The sequence below is a fragment of the Amycolatopsis sp. NPDC006131 genome (assembly GCF_040614175.1).
Taxonomy (GTDB): Bacteria; Actinomycetota; Actinomycetes; order Mycobacteriales; family Pseudonocardiaceae; genus Amycolatopsis_E; species Amycolatopsis_E tucumanensis.
On sequence record NZ_JBEXTX010000001.1, the window covers coordinates 110,452 to 130,951 of the forward strand.

At 69.6% G+C, this 20,500-nt stretch carries 19 protein-coding genes, 1 tRNA gene and 1 pseudogene; 12 read left to right on the forward strand and 9 right to left on the reverse strand.

Going from position 1 to position 20,500, the window contains the following annotated elements; all coding sequences use genetic code 11:
* Positions 1-140 precede the first annotated feature (140 nt).
* The 4 genes from ABZ215_RS00550 to ABZ215_RS00565 form a co-directional block, all read right to left on the reverse strand.
* On the reverse strand, positions 141-1,319 hold the full coding sequence (locus ABZ215_RS00550; protein ID WP_354712114.1) for a glycosyltransferase family 4 protein: 1,179 nt from the start codon (positions 1,317-1,319) through the stop codon (positions 141-143).
* Positions 1,309-2,625 carry a nucleotide sugar dehydrogenase gene (locus ABZ215_RS00555; RefSeq protein WP_354946745.1) on the reverse strand — a complete coding sequence of 439 codons (1,317 nt, stop codon included), beginning with the start codon at positions 2,623-2,625 and terminating at the stop codon, positions 1,309-1,311. The genes ABZ215_RS00550 and ABZ215_RS00555 overlap by 11 nt, the downstream gene beginning before the upstream one ends.
* Positions 2,626-2,759: 134 nt before the next feature.
* Positions 2,760-3,632: an LLM class F420-dependent oxidoreductase gene (locus tag ABZ215_RS00560; protein ID WP_354946747.1), complete on the reverse strand. Its 873-nt coding sequence runs from the start codon at positions 3,630-3,632 to the stop codon at positions 2,760-2,762.
* A gap of 27 nt (positions 3,633-3,659) precedes the next feature.
* Entirely contained in the window at positions 3,660-4,601 is a 942-nt protein-coding gene (locus ABZ215_RS00565) for a hypothetical protein (protein ID WP_354946749.1), read from the reverse strand.
* 142 nt (positions 4,602-4,743) lie between these two features.
* Between ABZ215_RS00565 and htpX the strand changes: the two genes are divergently transcribed.
* On the forward strand, positions 4,744-5,610 hold the full coding sequence (htpX, locus tag ABZ215_RS00570) for a zinc metalloprotease HtpX (protein ID WP_354946751.1): 867 nt from the start codon (positions 4,744-4,746) through the stop codon (positions 5,608-5,610).
* 160 nt (positions 5,611-5,770) lie between these two features.
* On the opposite strand, the gene ABZ215_RS00575 is transcribed toward htpX, so the two are convergent.
* On the reverse strand, positions 5,771-6,268 hold the full coding sequence (locus ABZ215_RS00575; RefSeq protein ID WP_354946753.1) for a hypothetical protein: 498 nt from the start codon (positions 6,266-6,268) through the stop codon (positions 5,771-5,773).
* Positions 6,268-7,149: a glucose-1-phosphate thymidylyltransferase RfbA gene (gene rfbA / locus ABZ215_RS00580; RefSeq protein ID WP_020417480.1), complete on the reverse strand. Its 882-nt coding sequence runs from the start codon at positions 7,147-7,149 to the stop codon at positions 6,268-6,270. The genes ABZ215_RS00575 and rfbA overlap by 1 nt, the downstream gene beginning before the upstream one ends.
* 87 nt (positions 7,150-7,236) lie before the next feature.
* On the opposite strand from rfbA, the gene ABZ215_RS00585 reads away from it, so the two are divergent.
* Genes ABZ215_RS00585 through ABZ215_RS00595 form a run of 3 tightly spaced genes read left to right on the forward strand, consistent with a single transcriptional unit; the run spans position 7,237 to position 9,375 of the window.
* A complete protein-coding gene (locus ABZ215_RS00585; RefSeq protein ID WP_354946755.1) occupies positions 7,237-8,103 on the forward strand; it encodes an alpha/beta hydrolase in 867 nt (288 codons plus the stop codon).
* 4 nt (positions 8,104-8,107) lie between these two features.
* Positions 8,108-8,698 carry a TetR/AcrR family transcriptional regulator gene (locus ABZ215_RS00590; protein ID WP_027935781.1) on the forward strand — a complete coding sequence of 197 codons (591 nt, stop codon included), beginning with the start codon at positions 8,108-8,110 and terminating at the stop codon, positions 8,696-8,698.
* 11 nt (positions 8,699-8,709) lie between these two features.
* On the forward strand, positions 8,710-9,375 hold the full coding sequence (locus ABZ215_RS00595) for a DsbA family oxidoreductase (RefSeq protein WP_237336178.1): 666 nt from the start codon (positions 8,710-8,712) through the stop codon (positions 9,373-9,375).
* On the opposite strand, the gene ABZ215_RS00600 is transcribed toward ABZ215_RS00595, so the two are convergent.
* Positions 9,348-10,484 carry a sialidase family protein gene (locus tag ABZ215_RS00600; RefSeq protein ID WP_237336177.1) on the reverse strand — a complete coding sequence of 379 codons (1,137 nt, stop codon included), beginning with the start codon at positions 10,482-10,484 and terminating at the stop codon, positions 9,348-9,350. The two genes, ABZ215_RS00595 and ABZ215_RS00600, sit on opposite strands and share 28 nt — an antisense overlap.
* A gap of 197 nt (positions 10,485-10,681) precedes the next feature.
* Between ABZ215_RS00600 and ABZ215_RS00605 the strand changes: the two genes are divergently transcribed.
* From ABZ215_RS00605 to ABZ215_RS00615, 3 genes are all read left to right on the forward strand, one after another.
* The gene (locus ABZ215_RS00605) at positions 10,682-10,810 is read left to right on the forward strand and encodes a hypothetical protein (protein WP_020417485.1); all 129 of its coding nucleotides are present in this window, start codon (positions 10,682-10,684) and stop codon (positions 10,808-10,810) included.
* 63 nt (positions 10,811-10,873) lie between these two features.
* Entirely contained in the window at positions 10,874-13,726 is a 2,853-nt protein-coding gene (locus tag ABZ215_RS00610; RefSeq protein ID WP_354946757.1) for a lantibiotic dehydratase, read from the forward strand.
* A 148-nt stretch (positions 13,727-13,874) separates the two neighbouring features.
* On the forward strand, positions 13,875-15,026 hold the full coding sequence (locus tag ABZ215_RS00615; RefSeq protein ID WP_354946759.1) for a lanthionine synthetase C family protein: 1,152 nt from the start codon (positions 13,875-13,877) through the stop codon (positions 15,024-15,026).
* Positions 15,027-15,029: 3 nt separating this feature from the next.
* On the opposite strand, the gene ABZ215_RS00620 is transcribed toward ABZ215_RS00615, so the two are convergent.
* A complete protein-coding gene (locus tag ABZ215_RS00620; RefSeq protein ID WP_354946761.1) occupies positions 15,030-15,521 on the reverse strand; it encodes a YajQ family cyclic di-GMP-binding protein in 492 nt (163 codons plus the stop codon).
* 116 nt (positions 15,522-15,637) lie between these two features.
* Here ABZ215_RS00620 and ABZ215_RS00625 point away from each other — a divergent pair.
* Positions 15,638-15,719: transfer RNA gene (locus tag ABZ215_RS00625), tRNA-Tyr, on the forward strand.
* A gap of 330 nt (positions 15,720-16,049) precedes the next feature.
* On the opposite strand, the gene ABZ215_RS00630 is transcribed toward ABZ215_RS00625, so the two are convergent.
* A complete protein-coding gene (locus ABZ215_RS00630; protein ID WP_354946763.1) occupies positions 16,050-17,027 on the reverse strand; it encodes a hypothetical protein in 978 nt (325 codons plus the stop codon).
* 163 nt (positions 17,028-17,190) lie between these two features.
* Between ABZ215_RS00630 and ABZ215_RS00635 the strand changes: the two genes are divergently transcribed.
* The 4 genes and pseudogenes from ABZ215_RS00635 to ABZ215_RS00650 all read left to right on the forward strand — a co-directional run bounded on the left by ABZ215_RS00635 (position 17,191) and on the right by ABZ215_RS00650 (position 20,382).
* Positions 17,191-17,460: a hypothetical protein gene (locus ABZ215_RS00635; RefSeq protein WP_354946765.1), complete on the forward strand. Its 270-nt coding sequence runs from the start codon at positions 17,191-17,193 to the stop codon at positions 17,458-17,460.
* 393 nt (positions 17,461-17,853) lie between these two features.
* Positions 17,854-18,030 carry a hypothetical protein gene (locus ABZ215_RS00640; protein WP_354946767.1) on the forward strand — a complete coding sequence of 59 codons (177 nt, stop codon included), beginning with the start codon at positions 17,854-17,856 and terminating at the stop codon, positions 18,028-18,030.
* A gap of 98 nt (positions 18,031-18,128) precedes the next feature.
* Positions 18,129-19,013 carry a bifunctional DNA primase/polymerase gene (locus ABZ215_RS00645; RefSeq protein ID WP_354946769.1) on the forward strand — a complete coding sequence of 295 codons (885 nt, stop codon included), beginning with the start codon at positions 18,129-18,131 and terminating at the stop codon, positions 19,011-19,013.
* A pseudogene (locus ABZ215_RS00650) lies at positions 19,013-20,382 on the forward strand (DUF3631 domain-containing protein). The gene ABZ215_RS00645 and the pseudogene ABZ215_RS00650 overlap by 1 nt, the downstream one beginning before the upstream one ends.
* The last annotated feature ends 118 nt before the right edge of the window (positions 20,383-20,500 follow it).

Consider the following 20,500-nt stretch of genomic DNA (forward strand, 5'->3'; position numbering starts at 1 on the left):
CCCTCTCGTAAACATCGCCCGCCCGCGAACGGATGGGCTTTCACAAACCACGTCGCGGCGATTCCCGGATTGGTTACCGGCTTGTTCAAAACGCGACCAGGCGTTTTTCCGACGAGGATTCCGTTGTCCCGGTCGGGAATTCACCGACCGGTCGCGGCGTACGCCGCGAGCAACGCTTTCGCCGAATTGGCCCAGGACAACGGTCCCGCGACGCGTGCCGCGCCCAGCTCGCCCATGCGCTTCCGCTCGGCCGGGTCGTCCATCAGCCTCGCGGTCAGCTTGGCGAATTCCAGCTCGTCGTTGGCCGGCGCGTAAACCGCCGCCTCGCCCGCGGAAACCCGTGCCTCACGCAGGTCGAACGACACGATCGGACGGCTCATCGCCATGTACTCCATGATCTTGTTCATGGTCGACACGTCGTTGAGCGGGTTCAGCGGATCCGGCGCGAGGCAGACGTCCGCTGTGGACAGATAACGGACCAGGTCGGCGTCCGGTATGCGGCCGGTGAACTCGACCTGGTCGTCCAGGCGGAGATCTTTCGACAACGCGACCATCGCGTCGAACGCGTCCCCGGAGCCGACGAACACCGCGTGCCAGTCGGTGCGGCCCAGGTCGTCACGCAGTTTCGCGAGCGCGCGGAGGGCGTAGTCGACCCCGTCCTGCGGGCCCATCACGCCCAGATAGCACAGCATGTTCGGCTTGCCGCGCTTGAGTTCCGGCTCCGGCGGCACCTGCCGGAACCGGTCCACGACCGGGGCGCTGCGGACCACGAACACGTCCTCGGGCCGTTTGCCGCCGCGGGTGAGCGCCACGTCGCGGTAGCTCTCGTTCGTCGCGATCACCACGTCCGCGGCCCGGTAGGTGGCCCGCTCCAGCGCGCACACGCCCCGGTAGAGGAGGTCCTTCCCGCGGTCGAAGCGCGACAGGTACAGCTCGGGCACCAGGTCGTGCTGGTCGAAGACGAACTTCGCGCCCCGCCGCTTGAGCATCCGCGCGACGAGGAAGAGCAGGTCGGGCGGGTTGCACGCGTGCACGACGTCGACCGGGCCGATCTTGCGGGCCAGCCGGAACGTGTGCCACAGCGCGGATCCGTACTCCTGCAGGTAACCGGCCGGCCCGCCGGTCGCCGCTTTCAGCGGGTAGCGGTGGATGCGCACGCCGTCGATGACGGCTTCCGGCTCGGTGTCCCGCTTCGTCCCTTGTGGACAGATGACGTGCACCTCCCACCCGGCGTCGCGCAGGGTGGTGCTTTCCTGCCAGACACGCCGGTCGAAGGGCACGGACAGGTTCTCGACGAGGATCAGGGCTTTACCAGGCAAGGCCGACGTATCCTTCTTCGGTGCGGCGCACGGCGGCGTCGGGCAGGCGGACGAGGTCGATCAGCGTGCGGCCGCCCGCCCTGGGCAGCGCCGCGAGCACGGCCGGGTCGGTGCTGCCGACGAGGCACACCTCGGCGTGGTCGAGCACCTCGTCGACGGTGCCGGCGAGCAGCTGGCCGAGGTGCGGCAGGCGGCTCTCGATGTACTCGCGGTTGGCGCCCATCAGCCGCGACAGGCTGACGTTCGCGTCGTAGATCTTGAGGTCGTAGCCCTTGCCCAGCAGGCGTTCGGCGAGTTCGACGAGCGGGCTCTCGCGCAGGTCGTCGGTGCCCGGTTTGAAGGACAGGCCGAACAGGCCGATGCGGCGCTTGCCGGTGCGCGCGACCAGGTCGAACGCGCGGCGCAGGTGCTCCTCGTTGGAGGGCAGCACGTGCGACAGCAGTGGCACCGAAACGTCGGCGCGGTGCGCGGCGTAGACCAGGCCGCGCAGGTCCTTGGGCAGGCACGAGCCGCCGAACGCGAAGCCGGGCCGCAGGTAGGCGGGGCTGACGTTGAGCTTGCGGTCGGCGAGGAACACGTCCATCACCCGGTGCGAGTCCAGGCCGAGCGCGCGGCAGATCGCGCCGAGCTCGTTGGCGAACCCGATCTTGAGGCCGTGGAAGGCGTTGTCGGCGTACTTGGTCATCTCCGCGACCGGGATGGGCACGCGGAAGACGTCGCCGGGCAGGCCCTCGTACAGCTTGGCGACGGCGTCGCCGCTGGCGGTGTCCAGCTCGCCGATCACCGTCTTGGGCGGGTCGAAGAAGTCCTTGACGCTGCTGCCTTCCCGCAGGAACTCGGGGTTCACCGCGACGCCGAAGTGCACGCCCGCGGTCAGCCCGGAGGCCTTCTCCAGGATCGGCACCAGCAGGTCGAGGCAGGTGCCGGGCAACATCGTGCTGCGGAATACGACCGTATGCCGACCGGTTTTGCCCGCGAGCGCGCCGCCGATCTCCTCGGTGACGCGTTCCAGGAAGGCGGTGGACAGGCTGCCGTTGGGCGCCGACGGGGTGCCGACGCAGACCAGCGAGATCTCGCTGCCCGCGATCGCCTCCGCGACGTTCGTCGTGGCCCGCAACGCGCCGCTGGCCACGACCGCGGCGGTGAGTTCGCCGATGCGTTCCTCGACCACCGGCGCTTTCCCTTGCCGGACAAGATCGATCTTCACGGGGTTGATGTCGACCCCGATCACCTGGTGCCCCTCGCCGGCGAGGCACGCGGCCGACACGCATCCGACGTAGCCGAGCCCGAAGACACTGATCCTCATGGAAATCCTCCCGCCGCCACCGGCTTGCCCCAGAGGTCGGCGAGCGGGCGGAGATCGTTACGGCGCCGGGCAGCTGGAAAACCGCTTACCCGGTGCGGTATCCGCGGGGAAGAAACCGCCCGGCGCGGCGCCGTTCACAGCGCTTCGGCGTAGGGGATGACGTCCTCGGCGAAGACGTCGATCAGGCGGAGGTCCGGAATTCCCGGTACCGAGCCGATCACGCCGTCGATCCCCAGCTCGGCCAACCGGCTCAGTTCGGCCTTGAGGTCCCCGCTCTTCTCGCCGGCTGGACCGACGTCGAGCGGGTGGTAGACGGTTTTGGTGATCTCGTCGTAATCGCGTCCTTCGGTTTCGCAATGCGCGCGCAGGACGTCGAGTTTGTGTTCGAGTTCCGGCCCGTTGAAGATGTTGCAGGCGTCGGCGTACTTCGCGACGAACCGCAGGGTCTTCTTCTCTCCGCTGCCGCCGACCATGATCGGCGGGTGCGGTGTGGACAGCGCCTGCGGGACGTTGAGCAGCCGCTCGGCCTCGATGTGCGCGCTGGAGAACGGGCCGTCGTCGTCCGACCACATCCGCAGCACGTACTGCAGGGTCTCTTCGAGCATCTGGAAGCGTTCCGCGGTCGGCGGGAACGGGAAGCCGAGGCCGCGGGACTCCTCCTCGTTCCAGCCCGCGCCGATGCCGAGCATGGCCCGGCCGCCGGAGAGGACGTCGAGGGTGGTGACGGCCTTGGCCAGCACGCCGGGCTGGCGGTAGAGGACGCCGGTGATGACGGTGAGCAGCTTGGCGCTCCGGGTGTGCGCGGCGAGGTAGCCGAGGGTCGTGTAGGCCTCGAGCATGTCGTTCTCGGTGGGGCCGACGCCGCGGATCTGGAAGAAGTGGTCCATCACGGCGAGGTATCCGAACCCGGCGTCGTCAGCGGCGCGAGCGACCTCGGCGAGTTCGCGGCCCAGAGCGGTGGGTCCGTTCGGCCAGGTGAAGTCGGGGATCTGCAATCCGAGTTTCATGGACTCCTGGTACCCGGTGCCGGGAATTCAGAATCCGGTGATCACGTGCAGGCGGTCGTGCAGTGGGTCGGTGACGTGCACGGCGCCGGTGCGCTGGTCGACGGCGACCTGCCCGGGGTTGATGCCGAGCGCGAGTTCGCCGGTGATCTCGCCGCGGGCGCCGTCGATGCGGACGAGCCCGTCCGGGCCGCCGTTGGCGTAGACGGTGTGGGTGGCCTGGTGAACCGCGACCGAGGACGCCTCGCTGCGCAGCAGGATCGTGCGGATCTGCTCGCCGTCGATCACCGTCATGTGGTGGATGCCGGAGTTCGCGACGTACACCGTGCCGGTGCCGTGGTGGACGGCGAGCCCGGCCGGCCCGTCCCCGACCGGGATGCTGGCGGTGAACTCGCCCGCGTCCAGGTCGAGGACCTCGACGGTGCCGGTGTGGAGGCCGGCGAAGTACCCGGTGCGCCCATCGATCGCCGCGCTGCTGAACCCCTGACCGGGTGCTTCGATGGTCGCCGCGAGTGCGCCCTGGAAGAGGTCGAGCACGCGGACGGCGCCGGCCTCGCCGGAGGCGACATACAGTCGGTATGTATCCGCGTCGAGGGCGAGAGCCGCGGGTTCGGACCCGGACGCGACGACGTTGGTGACCCGCCCGCTGTCGAGGACCGCGGTGGTGCCCGGCGTGCGGTTGGCGACGTAGACCAGACCGGTGCGCTCGTCGACGGCGAGGTCGGCCGGGACACCCCCGGTAGGCACGGTCGCTACGGTGCGCCCCTGGTCGATCACCGAAACCGTCCGGTCCGCCGTGTTCGCGACGTGGCAGACGCCGGTGACCGGGTTCACCGCGACCGCCTGCGGGCGCCTCCCGACCGGGATCGACGTCAGCAGGGGCGCCGCGCGGGCCGGGGACGGCAGCGCGAGCAGCGCCGCGGTCGTGACCAGGCCGAACACCGTGCGGCGGCTGACCCCGGCGGCGCCCATGACCGACCTCCCCGCGATGTTTGGGGTACGCGGGTCGAACGGTAACCCGGAGTGCTCGCCGGCGCGCGCGGAGATCATGAAGGAACTTCACTTCCGTTTCGTGCGTTGGGAAAGCGAGTGTTGGTAAGGAGGCGCAGGGCACGTGCACAAGCATCAGAACGGGCTGAAGACCGCGCTGTTGCTCGGGTTGCTGAGTGCCATCATCATCGCGATCAGTTCACTGTTCGGGCGTGGCGCGTTGTTCGTGGGGCTCGCGCTCGCGCTGGGGATGAACGCCTACGCCTACTTCAAGTCGGACACGCTGGCGCTGCGCGCGATGCGAGCGCGGCCGGTGTCGGAGCCCGAGCAGCCGGTGATGTACCGGATCGTGCGGGAGCTGGCCACGTCGGCGCGCCAGCCGATGCCGCGCCTCTACGTGAGCCCGACCCCCGCGCCGAACGCATTCGCGACCGGCCGCAACCCGCGGCACGCCGCCGTGTGCTGCACCACCGGCATCCTGGAGCTGCTGGACGAGCGTGAGCTGCGGGCGGTGCTCGGGCACGAGCTGTCGCACGTCTACAACCGCGACATCCTGATCTCGTGCGTCGCCGGTGCGCTCGCGAGCATGGTCAGCGTGCTGGCGAACCTGGCGATGTTCGCCGGCGTGTTCGGCGGCAACGACCGCGAGGGCAACAACCCGCTGGTGTCGCTGCTGATCATCCTGATCGGCCCGATCGCGGCCGGCATCATCCGGATGGGGGTCAGCCGCTCGCGCGAGTACCAGGCGGATGCGTCGGGCGCCGCGCTGACCGGCGACCCGCTCGGCCTGGCCTCCGCGCTGCGCAAGCTGGAGTACGGCACCCGCCGGGCGCCGCTGGTGCCGGAGCCGCAGCTGGTCTCGCAGTCGCACCTGATGATCGCGAACCCGTTCCGCCCCGGCGAGTCGTTCTCCCGGTTGTTCTCCACCCACCCGCCGATCGAGGACCGCATCCGCCGCCTGGAGGAGATGGCCCGCCGCGGCCCGTTCTGATCGGCGAGCCGCCCCGTCGCGGTAAGCGGCCGAGTCCCCGCTGTGGGGTCGCGGCACCCGAGATCCCTCGGATCGAGGGCATCGTTCCAATGCCGGGCCGTGGCTTCGAGCGTCCCGGTCCTGACGCTCGAAGCCACGGCACCGCCGCGCGCAGCCCGCCCTAGCGGCGCTTCCGCTTGATCCGCTTCTCCAGCCCCATCGCGTGGTAACCGCTGCGCGGCTGGTCCGGATCCACGGTCCACAGGATGTCCCGCGCGGTCTCGGCCTCGTGCTCGTAACCCACCTGCAGGATGGTCCACAGCCCGTTGCGCGCCTTGAGCCGGCAGTGCTCCCCGAGGTCGGCGGGCTGCCCGGCGTAGGAATCGCCGGACACGAGCACCGCCAGCATGTCCAGCAACTCCACCCGCGCGAAGTCCGGCAGCGGACCGGCCAGCGCGGCCAGGATGACCTCGACCGCCGGGACCGCCACCTCGAACAGGTTCCCGCTGATCTCCAGGTGGTTGTCCAGCCGCGCGCCGAGGGCTTCGCCTGGCTCGGCCGCCTCCAGGATCGTCTCGAACGTGCCCGGCAGGTGCGCCCCGCTCTGCCCGCAGCCGCACCGCAGCCGGCCCCAGTCGTGCCGCGCCAGCTCGGCGCGCACGAGCCTGCTGACCGCCACTAACCCACGGCCCCCGCGGCACGGGCGCACGCGACCACGTAGTCCCCGTACCCGGACTTCGACAGCTTCAGCCCGAGCGCGAGGCACTCCTCCGGATCGATGTACCCCATCCGCAGCGCGACCTCCTCCAGGCACGCGATCCGCACGCCGGTCCGGTGCTCGAGCACCTGCACGAACTGCCCGGCCTCCAGCAGCGAGTCGTGCGTGCCGGTGTCCAGCCACGCGAACCCGCGGCCCAGCTCGACCAGCTTCGCGCGCCCCTGCCGCAGGTACGTCAGGTTCACGTCGGTGATCTCCAGCTCGCCCCGCTTCGACGGGGTGAGGCCGCGCGCGATCTCGACGACCTGGTTGTCGTAGAAGTACAGCCCGGTGATCGCCTGGTTGGACTTCGGCCGCTCGGGCTTCTCCTCGATCGACACGAGCCTGCCGTCCGCGTCCAGCTCGCCGACGCCGTAGCGCTGCGGGTCCTTCACCGGGTAGCCGAACAGGACGCACCCGTCGAGCGCGGCGACCTCCTGCTGCATCCGCCCGGAGAAGCCCTGCCCGTAGAAGATGTTGTCGCCGAGGATCAGCGCCACGTCGTCGTCGCCGATGAAGTCCGCGCCGATGACGAACGCCTCGGCGAGGCCGTTCGGGCTCGGCTGCTCCGCGTAGCTGAGCCGCAGCCCGAACTGGTCGCCGGAGCCGAGCAGGCGCTGGAAGTTGGGCAGGTCGGCCGGCGTCGAGATGATCAGGATCTCCCGGATCCCGGCGAGCATCAGCACCGAGATCGGGTAGTAGATCATCGGCTTGTCGTACACCGGCAACAGCTGCTTCGACACCGCCTGGGTGATCGGGTGCAGACGCGTCCCGCTGCCGCCCGCCAGCACGATGCCCTTCATGTCCCCAGCTCCTTCCGGATCGATCCGGAACCACCCTAGCGTGTCTCTCACTTCACATACATACTGTCTGTATGTATCTTCGGGGGCATGACTCGCTCACCAGCACTCGGGCCGGAAAAGCGCGTGACCCTCCGCCACGGTGACGTCCGCTACTTCGAACGCGGCGAGGGGCGGCCGGTCGTGTTCATCCACGGCGCCGTGGTCAACGCCGATCTCTGGCGGCACGTCGTCCCTGATCTCGCCGAAGCCGGCTTCCGGTGCCTCAGCCTCGACCTGCCGCTCGGCGCGCACGAGGTCCCGCTCCGCCCGGACGCCGACCTCAGCCCGACCGGCATCGCCGACCTGATCGCGGACTTCCTCGACGCTCTCGACCTGCGGGACGTCCTCCTGGTCGCGAACGACACGGGCGGCGCCCTCACCCAGATCATGCTGTCGCGCCGCCCCGAGCGGGTCGGCAGCGTCGTGCTGACGCCGTGCGACTGCTTCGACCACTTCCTCCCGCCCCTGTTCCAACCGCTCGTCCCGCTCGCCCACATTCCCGGCTCGATGCGCCCGGTCGCCGCGTTGCTGCAGGTCAAGGCCCTGCACCGGTTGCCGTTCGTGTTCGGGTGGGTGACCAAGTACCCGATCCCGGCAGCGATCGTGGAGTCCTACGTCCAGCCGGCCCACCGAAACGCCGCCATCCGTCGCGACCTGCGCAAGTTCCTCCGCGGCGTGCGCCCGAAGTACACGGTGGAAGCCGCGGAGAAGCTGCGTGCGTTCGACAAGCCGGTGCTGCTCGTGTGGGCGGACGAGGACCGGACCTTCCCGCTGCGCCTCGGCAAGCGCCTCGCCGCGACCCTGCCGAACGCGCGCCTGGTCGAGGTTCCCGACTCGTACGCCTTCGTGCCGGAGGACCAGCCGGCCGAGCTGGTGCGGCACATCCTGGCGTTCGCGGGTGTCATGGCAGATTAGGGGCGTGCGCCGTACGCAGGAAGAGCGATCCCAGAGCACCCGGGCCGCGTTGGTGGCGGCCGCCCGCGAGCTGTTCGCCGAGCGCGGCTACCAGGCCGTGCCCGCGGACGAGATCGTGCGCGCCGCCGGGGTGACGCGGGGCGCGCTCTACCACCACTACGGCGACAAACAGGGCCTGTTCCGCGCCGTGTTCGAGCAAGTCGAGCTGGAGGTCACGGCCGAGGTCGAAGCCGCCACGAAGAACGCGCCGGACCTCGCCACCGGGCTGCTCTTCGCGCTCAAGGCCTTCCTCGACGCGTGCGAGCGCGCCGAGATCAGGCAGATCTCGCTGATCGACGCCCCGGCCGTGCTGGGCTGGACCACGTGGCGCGAGATCGAGGCGGAACACGGCCTCGGGCTGGTCATCGGCGTGCTGCGGGAGGCGGTCGAGCAGGGGCTGATCAAGCCGCTGCCGGTCGACGTGCTGGCCCAGCTCGTGCTCAGCGCCGTGAACGAGGCGGCGCTGATGATCACCCACGCGGACAACCCCGCCCAGGCCCGGTCGGATGCCGAGCAGGTACTCGCGACGTGGTTGATCGGCCTCCTCGCGGAATAACGCCGGGCCGCGTGGCGTTCGCCGGGATCGTGCAGGTGGAGATCTGGTCCGATGTCGTGTGCCCGTGGTGCTACCTCGGCAAGCGGCGCTTCGAGCGCGCGCTGGCCGGGTTCGAGCACCGTGACCAGGTCGAGGTGACCTTCCGGTCCTTCGAACTGGACCCGCGCGCACCGCGTGAGCCCCAGCCGAAGGCGGCGCTGATCGCCGCGAAGTACGGGATCAGCGAGGCGGAGTTCGCCGCGAACGAGGAGCGCCTGACGCAGCTCGCCGCGGCGGAGGGGCTGGAGTACCACCTGGACGGTGGTGTCATCGGCAACACGTTCGACGCCCACCGCGTGCTGCAGCTCGCCCGTGAGCGCGGCGTGCAGGACGCCGTCGCCGAGCGGTTGTTCCGCGCCTACTTCACCGAGCGGCGTTCGGTCTTCGACGAGGAGTCGCTCGTCGAGCTGGCCGCGGAGTCCGGGTTGGACGCCGACGAGGTCCGCCGGGCGCTGGCCGACGGCGCGTACGCCGACGAGGTCCGCGCGGACATCGACCAGGCCCGCGCGCTCGGCGCGAACGGCGTGCCGTTCTTCGTCTTCGACCGCCGTTACGGGGTGTCCGGCGCCCAGTCCACCGAGACCTTCGCGGCCGCGCTGGACAAGGCGTATCAGGACGCCGAGCCCTTGCCGAAGTAGATCTTGCAGACGTCGCCGTCGTAGTCGGCGGCCAGTTCGAGGACGTTGCGGCCGTCGTCCACCGGCAACAGCGACGAGCTGTAGTTCGGGCAGAAGTTGTTGTAGGCGCGCGGAACGTGTACCGGGGCGGGCAGTTCGTACCAGTTGCCCGCGCCGAAGTCGTCGTTGGCGAGCAGCACCTGGCCGTTGGACGGCAGCGGAGCGCCGGCGCGGTCGGTGTAGATCTGGCCGACCATCAGGAGCCGAACGCCGTTCGGTCCGCCGGGGAACACCGCGACGTTGTGGGCGTGCTGGAAGTAGTTGCCGTTCGCCGTCACGACGCGGGTGCCCGGGTCGGCGGGGTCGCCGTAGTTGGCGCCGTCGGGTGAGATCTTGAAGTACGGGTCGCAGTAGCGCTCACCGTAGTTGCAGATCTCGTAGCCGAAGTAGTAGCGGCCGTCGGGCAGTTTCCGCACGATCGGCATGCCGGGGCGGACGCGGTCGGGCGAGATCGCGACCGTGCTCTGCTTGGTGCCCCAGGTGACGCCGTCGGTGGACGCGACGCGGTTGAGCACCTGGCTGTGGCGTGGCGCCTCGGTTTCGTCGGCGTAGTGCATCCACAGTGTTCCGCCGGAGTCCACTGTGAACTCCGGCTCGAACACGCCGTCGTGGTTGTGCGAGCGGGCGGCTTCGGACAGGAAGCTCCAGTTCCGGCCACCGTCCGAACTGGACCAGATCCGGATCGACATGCGACGGCCCGCGCCGCCGTTCTGGCCGTAGGACGCCGCCCACAGCAGCGTGCCCGCCCGCAGCCGGCCGACTCGTCGCGGCAGTTCGTAGATGCTGCCGCAGCACTCGCCCTGCGCGCCCGCCGGATCGCGGACCTCGCCGATCTGTCGGAACGACGCGCCTTCGTCGGTGCTCTCGTAGATCCGCGCGAACGCGCCGCCGCCGTCCCAGCTGTTCACGGACGCGACGATCCGGCCACGCCGGAACGGCGCGTGTTCCAGGCGGATGACCCGGGGGTAGGCCCCGACACCGAGTTCGGTGCGCTGCGCCGCGTGCGCCGGAACCGTCAGCACGCCCGTCGTGGCCAGCAGCGTGAGCATCAGCGCGGCCATCCGGCGCATTGGTGCCTCCCCTTCACTCTCAGCAGCGGAATTAGACCACAGGGTGATCACCGGCCGGGCGGTGAAGGTGGGCAAAAGGCAACTTTGTAGCGCAATAGCACGTTAGAATCAACCTCTTGCTGGATCGTTGAACGATCCCCTACGTTCGGAAGGCAGTGGCACAAGCCACAGTTCACGACGAAGGAGAGGCAAATCCCGTGGAAAACCTTGCTCCCGAGGACTTCGACCTGGACCTCCGCATCTCGACTCCGGCGCAGGACGGGGACCTGCTGACGAACAAGTCGGGCTTCAGCGACATCTGCGCCACCCTGTGGCCGTCCTGCTGACCTGATCCCCGGGTGGCGGGTCCTGCGGGGGACCCGCCACCCGTCCAGCCGGGAGGCGAAGCGATGTTCACGTGTGCCGGCCCGGCCCTGCTGCGAGCGGCGGTGCGACCGCGCACGACAGGGCCGATCCCGCCGCTGGAGGTGCTCGCGGCGGACGAAACCCTGATGGAGGCGGTCGAAGCGGCCAGCCCCAGCCTGGCCCGCGACGTCCTCCGCGTGGTGCGCGGCGAGCCGGTCAAGGACAAGGTCCGCCGGCGCAGCGCGCTCGCCCTCGCCAAGTACCACCTGCGCCTGACCGGCAGGCCGACGCCGTTCGGGCTGTTCGCCGGCGTCGCGCCCGTGCGTCTCGGCGACCGGCCGGAGTTGCGGATCGGGCGGCAGCACCGTCCGACCAGCCGGACGGATGCCGAGTGGCTGGACGGGGTGCTGCGGCGGCTGCGGACCGATCCGGTGGTCCTGCCGCGGACGGTCCTGGTCGCCAACAACGTCAGCGTCGTCCGCGGCGATCGCCTCGTGCTGCCCGAACGGTACGAAGACGCGCATCGCCGGGAAGCTTCGATCCGGTTCACGCCGCTGGTGCGCGCGGTGCGGGAGATGACGCGCACGCCGGTTCCGTGGCCCGACCTGGTGGCGCAGTTGTGCCGCCGCTTCCGGCGCACCGGGTTCGAAGGCGTGCTGCGGCAGCTCGTCGAGGTCGGGGTGCTGCTCACGGACCTGGACCCGCCGCCGGACTGCGTCGACCCGCTCGCCCACGTGCTCGGCCGGGTGCCTGACGGGCATCCGGTGCACGCGGAGTTGAGTGCGATCCGGCGCGAGTTGCGGGCCGCGGATGCGGCAGTGCCGGACCGTCGGGCGCGCCGGCGTGCGGTGGTGGCCCGGATGCGGGCGCTGCACGACACGGACGACGTCATCCAGACCGACCTACGCGTGGACGTCTCGGCGACGTTGCCCGCCGAGCTCGGTGCGGAAGCCGCGCGAGCCGCGGATGCGTTGTGGCGACTGGGCTCCACGGCCGGACCGTCCTGGTCGGACTCTTACCGAGAGCGCTTTCTGGAGCGGTACGGCAGCGACCGCCTGGTCCCGGTGCTGGAACTGCTCGACGACACCCGCGGCCTCGGGCTGCCGTCGTTTTCGCCGGGTCCGTCGCGTCCCGGGCCCCGTGGTCTGATCGAGCACCTGCTCGCCGCGGTGCGCGAGGGGCGTGACGAGATCGCACTCGACGACGAACTGGTCGATTCGCTCGCCGAGGACCCGCCCGCGCGGCGGCCGGTGTCGATGGAGTTGTGCGCGGAGGTGCTCGCGCCCAGCTGGGACGCCTTGTGCGCGGGCGAGTTCCGGCTGGTCGTCGGTGAGAACCTGGGGTCGCCGCAGGCCGGGTCGACGATCGCGCGGTTCGCGCACCTCATGCCCGAGCTCGACGACGAGCTGACCGAGCTGGTCCGCGACGGTGCGCCGGCCGGTGCCGCGCAGGTGGCCTGCCGCCCGCGGACGATCCGGTCGGCGAACGTCGCGTCGGTGCCGCAGCAGCTTCCGGCGCGCATCCCGGTGAGCTGCGGCCCGGCGTACGCGGACGTTCCCGACCTGCGGCTGGACGAGCTGGCCGTGGGCGCGACGCAGGACGAGTTGTACGTCGTCGACCTGGCGTCGGGGCGGCGCGTGGTCCCGGTCTCCGGGTCGATGCTGAACCCGCGCAGCGGGCACGTCCCGCCGGTGGCGCGGTTCCTGCTCGAGCTGGGGGAGCAGGAGAACCCGTCGTGCCTGCCGTGGCGGTGGGGCGACTTGTCGACAGCTCCGGCGCTGCCGCGGGTCCGGTACGGCCGGACCGTGCTCGCGCCGGCCCGGTGGCTGCCCAGCCGGGAGATGCTGGACCCCTCGTCCTACTGGCCGGACGCCGTCCGGAGGTGGCGACAGCGGTGGGACGTGCCCAGACGGGTGCAGCTGACCAGTTCGGACAACCGGATCCCGATCGACCTGACGGACGACGGGCACCTCGCGGTGTTCCGCGCCGAGCTGCGGAAGACGCCGCGGCTGGTGGTGCAGGAGGTCCTGGCGCAGGGCGATGGCTGGCTGGGCGGCCATCCGTGCGAGGTCGTGTTCCAACTGTTCGGGGAGCGCCCCGCGGCCCGTCCGGCGCCGGCCACGCGGACCCGGTCCGAAATACTGGACCTGCCGGGTGGCGACTGGTTGTACGCCAAGCTCTACGCCGGGGATGCCGCGCAGCGCCAGATCCTGCGGTCGTACCTGGCCGATCTCGTGGCGGATGTGGAGGACTGGCACTTCGTCCGGTATGCCGATCCCGATCCGCATATCCGGATCCGGTTCGCGGGCAAGCCGGACACGCTGTGGACGACGTTGTTGCCCCGCCTGCACGCGTGGGCGGCCGGGCTGTGTGGGGACGGGTTGGCGTCCCGGCTGGTGCTGGACAGCTACGACCCCGAGGTCGAGCGGTACGGCGGTCCGGACGCGATCGCCGCGGCGGAGCGGGTCTTCCACGCCGACTCGCTGGTCGCGCTGGGGATGCTGGAGCGGGAGGCGGACGACCTGGCGGTGGCGTCGAGCGTGCTGGACCTGGTCCGGCATTTCGGACAGCCGCCGGAGATTCTGGACTGGCTGGCGGCCGCAGTGCCACTCGACCTGCGGCGACGCGTGCCCCGCGACCGGCGCGAGTCCCTCGCCGCGGCGATCGATGCCACCGGCCGTCCGTCACTGGACCAACCGTGGAGACACCGGAGCCTGGCTGTCGCGGACTACCTGAAGCGCCTGTCGCCGGAGCGGTACGGCCGGGTGGCGCTGAGCCTGGCGCACATGCACTGCAACCGCCTGTTCGGGATCGACCGGGCGCGGGAGCAGGAGGTGTACGCGCTGGTCCACGGGGCGCTGACGCTGCGACTGGACCGCGGGAAGCACGGCCGATGAGGGCCGCGAAGAGCGGTCAGCGCTGGTGGCCCGGCGGTCCCAGGGACCACGACTTCCGAGGAGGAGCGGTGAGCACTGCTGTCGCGATCCGGCGGGCGCGGCCCCAGGGGATCAACCGTCACCATCGCACGACTTCCGAGGAGGAGCGGTGAGCACAGCTGTCGTCACGCGGCGGGCGAGGGCCCAGGAGATCGCGTTGGAGGTGGGCGATCGCCTGCGCTCGGTGCGTGATCGCGGCCCTGGCCTGCTCGACGGCCACCCCGGCCTCGCGGTTCTGCACGCCGCACTGTCCGCCTGGGACCCTGCGCGGGCGGCGGTCGCTCATGCTCACCTGGCCGCGTCGGGTGAGGTCGCGCCGGAGGCGGTCGTGCCCGCGGTCCTGGTGCACCGGGCCGTGCACGGCGGCGGGTACGACGGGCTGCTGCGCAAGGCCGGCGCGGCGCTCGCGGAGGTGTGCGAGTCCTGGCCGCAGCGCGACCGGCCGGCCGCCGCGGACTACGACGTGATCACCGGGCTCGCCGGCAAGGGACGGTTGTTGCTCGCGCTCGGCGGCGACCGGTGCCTGACCGCGCTGGAGGGCGTGCTGGAGCGCCTGGTCGCGTTGACGCGGCCGGTGCTGGTGGACGGTCACGAGGTGCCCGGGTGGTGGTGCGCGCCGGAGCGGTACGCGGTGGACGCGGACCGCGAGCGCTACCCGCGGGGCGACTTCGACGCCGGCCTGGCGCACGGCATCAGTGGTCCACTCGCGCTGTTGTCACTGGCCCACCGGCACGGCCTCCGGGTGGCCGGGATGATCGACGCGATGCGGGTGGTCGTCGACTGGTTGTTGCGGTGGTCGTGGACGGACGAGTCCGGGGTGGGCTGGCCGTCGCGGGTGGGGTTCGACGCGCAGGTGCGGGGCTCGGCGGTGCCGGCGTCGCGGTCGGCGTGGTGTTACGGCACGGCCGGGGTGGCGCACGCGCTGCACCTGGCGGCCACCGAGCTGGGCGATGCGGGCGCGGCCGGGCTGGCGGTGGCCGCGATGCGCAGGCCGGGCCCGGCGGAGGGCCCGACCGTGTGCCACGGGGACGCCGGGTTGCTGCAGGTCAGCGCGCGGATGGGGGTCCCGGCCGACCGGATCGCCGACCGGGTCCTGGCCGCGTTCGACCCGTCGGCGCCGTTCGGTTTCCGGCACCGCCTGCACACCGGCGGGTGGGCGGACGAGCCCGGGTTGTTGCAGGGCGCCGCCGGGGTGGCGTTGGCGCTGGCGAGCTACGCAGGCAACCCGGCCCCGTGGGATGTCGCGCTGTTGCTGGCCTGAGGGTCAGCGGTAGTTGGTGAACTGCAGCGCGATGCCGAAGTCCTTGTCCTTCAGCATGGCGATGACGTCCTGCAGGTGGTCCTTCTTCTTGCCGGAGACGCGGAGCTGGTCGCCCTGGATCTGCGCCTGGACGCCCTTGGGGCCCTCGTCGCGGATCACCTTGGCGATCTGCTTGGCCTTGTCGGAGGCGATGCCCTGGAGGATCTTGCCGTTCACCTTGTAGGTCTTGCCGGACACCGCGGGCTCGTCGGCCTCGAACGCCTTCAGCGAGATGCCCCGCTTGATCAGCTTCTCCTTGAACACCTCGACCGCGGCCTTCACGCGCTCCTCGGTGTCGGCCTCGATCGTCACGGCTTCCTCGCCGGCCCAGGAGACCTTGGCGTTGACGCCGCGGAAGTCGAAGCGGGTGGAAAGCTCCTTGACCGCCTGGTTCAGGGCGTTGTCGACCTCCTGCCGGTCGACCTTGCTCACCACGTCGAATGACGGATCCGCCACGTGTCCTACCTCGTCGTTTCGCTTGTCGGCTGACCACACCATAGCGCCGCCCCCACCCCCGTCGGAGGCCCGCCGGAGGGTTGGTAAGCTAGTCCCCGACCGGGACGCCCGGTCATGGCGGGTTGCCCGAGCGGCCAAAGGGATCTGACTGTAAATCAGACGGCACTGCCTTCGGGGGTTCGAATCCCTCACCCGCCACACCAGCCGAAACGCCCCGCTGACCTGGGAAAACAGGTCAGCGGGGCGTTCGTCTTTTGTGCGGCTGTGTGCAGACCGGTGCGGGCGTATGCGGGTGGTCGTGGGCCATTTGTGGGCCAGTTGGCCCGGTGTCGCAACGCCTCGACGACCACGTTCGGTGCGCTCTGTGGGCTTTGGGTCAGCGGTCGAGGCGTGCTTGTCGCACGGCGCGCCACTGGTCCCGCCTCCGGCGGATGGACCCAGACGCGCAACTCTGTCCTTAGAGTGCGCACGTCGCCAGCCCGACGGCACCATGCCTGAGCTTGCTGCCATGTCGCTTGTCCCCGGGGGCTACACGAAGATGGCGAGGGGAATCACCTGAAGGCAAGGCCCCTTGATGAATGGATCTGGCACAGAGAGCTGGATGTTGTGATCTTCAAAGTTCTGGCGCATAAGCTCTAACATCGGAACGACTCCGGTGTTGATAACGGTGCTCATTGCGCCCCGACGTATGACTGGTGTCTCCGCATCCTGGCGTGGATTGACAGCCGCCACCTTGCCTACGAGAGAGAATGTGCCACCGAGAAGCGCGGCAGCAACTTCGGTTCCGAAAAACTCGCGACTGGCGGTGATCAGGCCGGAAACGCGTTCATTTCTGAGTACAAGGTCAACTATGGGCGAAGATTCGAGATCGCTCTTCATCATATCTACGAGCTTCATCGTCTGTTGTTGCTCTTCGAATGCCTCCTTTGCTAGCGCCTGCTGAACTTCGAGAGCTTCCAGTTCGGCTCGGCGCTCGGGAGACATGTTCCGCCGCTGAGTGCGCTTCACGGCTGGTAGTACTTGCGTTTTCTCGTGCTCACCCTCAATGAATGGCCAGAGGCTCTGGAAAAAGTCGATGATGGTCCGCATGGGGTCGGTCTCGATAGTGCCGGTTACTTCTATGAGGGCACCTGGACGTACTTCCGCGATATCCACGTCGGGACTAATGATCTGAACTAGGCCGTCAGAGTGGAGACGTGAACGCAGTCGGTTGAAAAGTGATGCCGATGTGTGCTCTCGTACAAATTTGCTCTCGACATTCTGATCTTCGGCACCTTGTCGAGAGTACTTTCCGCTTGCAGAAAGGTTGAGTCCGAGGAGTGATGCAAGGCTTGGCAACTTCGCTGCCCCAGAAATTTCGCCATCCGACTTGCGGGTCTTGCCGAGCTTTTCGGCAACCTCGCTGCTGTAGTAGACTCCATCGTCTAGTGCGGCAAGAAAGCTGACCAGCATCGGAGTGTCTAGATAGATTGGATGCGCCAGTTCGAAGGAGTCCTGGTCGGGCATTTAAGGCTCGCATTCTCAATGTGTGAAGCTGTCAGACGTTGATCGTGGTTCACTGCTGATGCGTTACTCCCGATCCGACGCCAGTTACGATTCCATGGGTTTCCAGATTTCACGGGTATGTTCTTCCGGTTCGTCGTCCCTCCCGGTGGCGGGTGACCGGCCGATGCCGCAGATCGAGAACGACCGCGACCTGCTCGCCGACCTGGACACGGTGCTCGACGACGAGCGCCTGCCCGCCGGGGACGTGCTCGGCGCACTGCGCAGCCTGGCCCCCGGCTGGAAGCCCTACCGGGACTACACCGTGCCCCGCTTCGTCGCCGCGGTGAAGAAGCTCGGCGTCAAGGTCGCCTCCACCGGCAACAAGCACTACGTCGACCCCGTCACCGTCCGTGAAACCCTCGCGCGTCGCGCCACCGCCGACCTAGACGAGTGAGTTAGCCCGACGCGAACCAGCCACCACCCCCGAATCCGGGCCCATTCCAGCCCGATTGGATCCGCAGCTAACTCGCTAACTCGCTAACTTTGCCCAGCTCGCAGTCCAGTTTGTCGCTCCGGCGGTCGGAGTTAGAAATCTAACTCGCCGCGCCCGTTCTAACTGTCCCGCTAACTCGAATCGAGCCCCTCAGGAGGTGCTCGCCGTGACCTCTCACGCCCTCACGTCATCACTCACAGTGACTCTCGGAGGACCGTTGAAGACCCGCTTCGCTCGCCTGATCGCCCGGTTCGTCGCCACCTGCAGCCAGTGCGGCGCCCGCATCCCCGACAACCAAGTCATGTGCTCCATCTGCGCCAACAAGTAGGCCCACCGTCTCGAAAGGACCCCCTGATGGTCAAGCAGCTCACGCATGAGGGCACCACCTCCTGGTGGCACGGCACCTTCACCGCCTGGTGCGGCATCACCGTCCCCACCAGCCAGACCACCAACAAGTGGTTCGCCTCCAACGTGCCGACCTGCCCCGGCTGCCGCGCCGAGTACCAACGCCGCCACGGCAAGCGCAAGTAGCCACCCATCGACCCTGCCGGGCCGTCCGTGACACCGCCTCCGGGCGGCCCGGCAGCCCCCAGCCCATCCGCGCTTTCGTTGCTAGGAGAGGTTGTTCGATGAGCACCGCGACCACCGCCGACCGGAACCCGTTGCAGGAGTGGGCACTGTTCCTCGCCGAGCAGGGTTGGCCCGTCTTCCCGCTCCGTCCGCTGACCAAACGGCAGCCTGCCGTGAAGGACTGGGAGAACCGCGCCACCGCCGACCCCGCCCGTATCCGCCGCTGCTGGACGGCCGACCGGTGGAACATCGGCCTCGCCACCGGCCCGGCCGGTCTGGTCGTGGTGGACCTCGACCTGCCCAAGGAGGGGGCGTCCGGTCCGGACGGCGTGACCGCGCTCGCCGAGCTGGCCGCCGAACGTGGCGGCCCGGTGCCGGACACGTTCACCGTCGCCACACCGTCAGGCGGTCGGCACCTGTACTACCAGGCACCGGCAGGTGTGCGGCTGCGCAACAGTCAGGGCCAGCTCTGCCCGTGCGTGGACACCCGGGCAGGAGGCGGATACGTGGTGGGGCCTGGGTCGGTCACTCCGGAGGGCGGTTACGAACTGCTCGATGAGCGCGCCCCTGCCGAACTGCCGGGGTGGTTGGTCCAGGTGTGCGCCGAAAAGGCGTCACCGGCGATCTCAGCGCCCGTTCAGATCCGCTCCGCCAACCCGACCGCGTACGGGTCGGCCGCACTCCGGGGCGAGTGCCAGCGCGTGCGAGACGCCACACCAGGCACCTACAACGGCGTGCTCTCCTCCGCTGCCTACACCGTCGGCCGCAAGGTCGGGGCCGGGCTGATCGACCACGCCACCGCCCGCGCCGAGCTGATCGCGGCCGGGGAAACCCTCATCGGCTCAGGGCACTGGCCGCCCAACGCCCGCGAGGTCGCCCGCGTCGTGGACGCCGGACTGGCCAAGGGCGCCACGAATCCCGTCCGCAGGAAGGAGGTCGCCTGATGACGCATCCCACCGACGCCACGTCGCACGCGATCGACGACGCCATCGGCACCGACGAGACCGGGACGCGCGGGACGTGCAGCCAGTGCGGCCGGCCGCTGGGGGACTCGCCCTCGGACGACTTCTGCTCGGAGAACTGCCAGGCCGTCTGGCGCACCGCGAACGCGACCGTCCTGCCCGGACACGAGGTGCTGGACCGGGTGCGGGCCATCGTGGCCCGGTTCAACGTGTTCCCCTCCGAGCACTGCGCCCCCATGCTCGCGCTCTGGTACGCCCACACCCACGCCGCCGACCACTTCTACGTCACACCCCGCCTGATCCTGTCCTCAGTAGAGCCGGGCTCGGGCAAGACCCGCGTGCTTGAGGTGGCGCAGTACCTCGTGCGGGCTCCGGAGATGACGTTCTCCGCCACCACCGCCGCCCTGTTCCGCATGGTCTCGGAAGGCCCGATCACGATCCTGTTCGACGAAGTGGACACCATCTTCAACGCCAGGGCGGCAACAACGAAGACCTCCGCGGCCTGCTCAACGCCGGATACAAGCGCGGCGCCACCGTCGCGCGCTGCGTCGGTGACGCCAAGGCCATGAAGGTTCAACGGTTCCCGGTGTTCGCCCCGGCCGCACTCGCCGGGATCGCCGGGAACATGCCCGACACCATCACCACCCGCGCCATCACCATCCACATGAAGCGGCGCCGCACCGACGAAGAGGTCGAAGAGTTCTGGGAGGAGGAAGTCGAGCGCGAAGCCGCGCCGCTGCGCGAGGCGCTCGCCACCTGGGTGGAGTCCGTTACGGACAAGATCAGCCGGGGTCGCCCGACCATGCCCCCGGGTGTGCGGGACCGCGCGGCGGAGATCTGGCGCCCGCTCATCGCCATCGCCGACGCCGCGGGCGGGCACTGGCCCGACACCGCCCGCGCCGCGTGCCTGCACTTCATCGAGGTCGCCAACGCCGACCACAACGGCGGCGGCCAGCGCATGCAACTGCTCGCCGACCTCCGCGACCTGTTCACCGCTCGCAACGCCGACAAGCTCACCACCGACGAGATCCTCGCTGCCCTGCACGAGCTGGACGAAGCGCCGTGGGGTGACCTCGATGGCAAGCCCCTCGATCCCCGGCGACTGGCCGCGTTCCTCAAGCCCTACGGCGTCCGGGCCAAGGACATCAAGCTCCCCGGCGGCGGGGTGCGCAAGGGCTACCGCGCCACCGGCCAGGACGGGCTCGCCGACGCGTGGCAGCGCTACCTGCCTACAAGCGCTACCTCCGCTACCTCCGCTACCGCCCAGGTCAGGACGGTCGCGGATACAGGAGGGGTAGCGGATACAAGCGCTACCTCCGGAGCGTCACCGCCCATGACGGACGGTAGGTAGCGGATCTAAGCGCTACCACCCCCGTACCCGCTACCCCTCTGACCTGCGAAGTAGCGCAGGTAGCGCAGGTAGCGGCGAAACCCCGACCTGCCCATCCGCTACCCCCGCAGGAGGACCG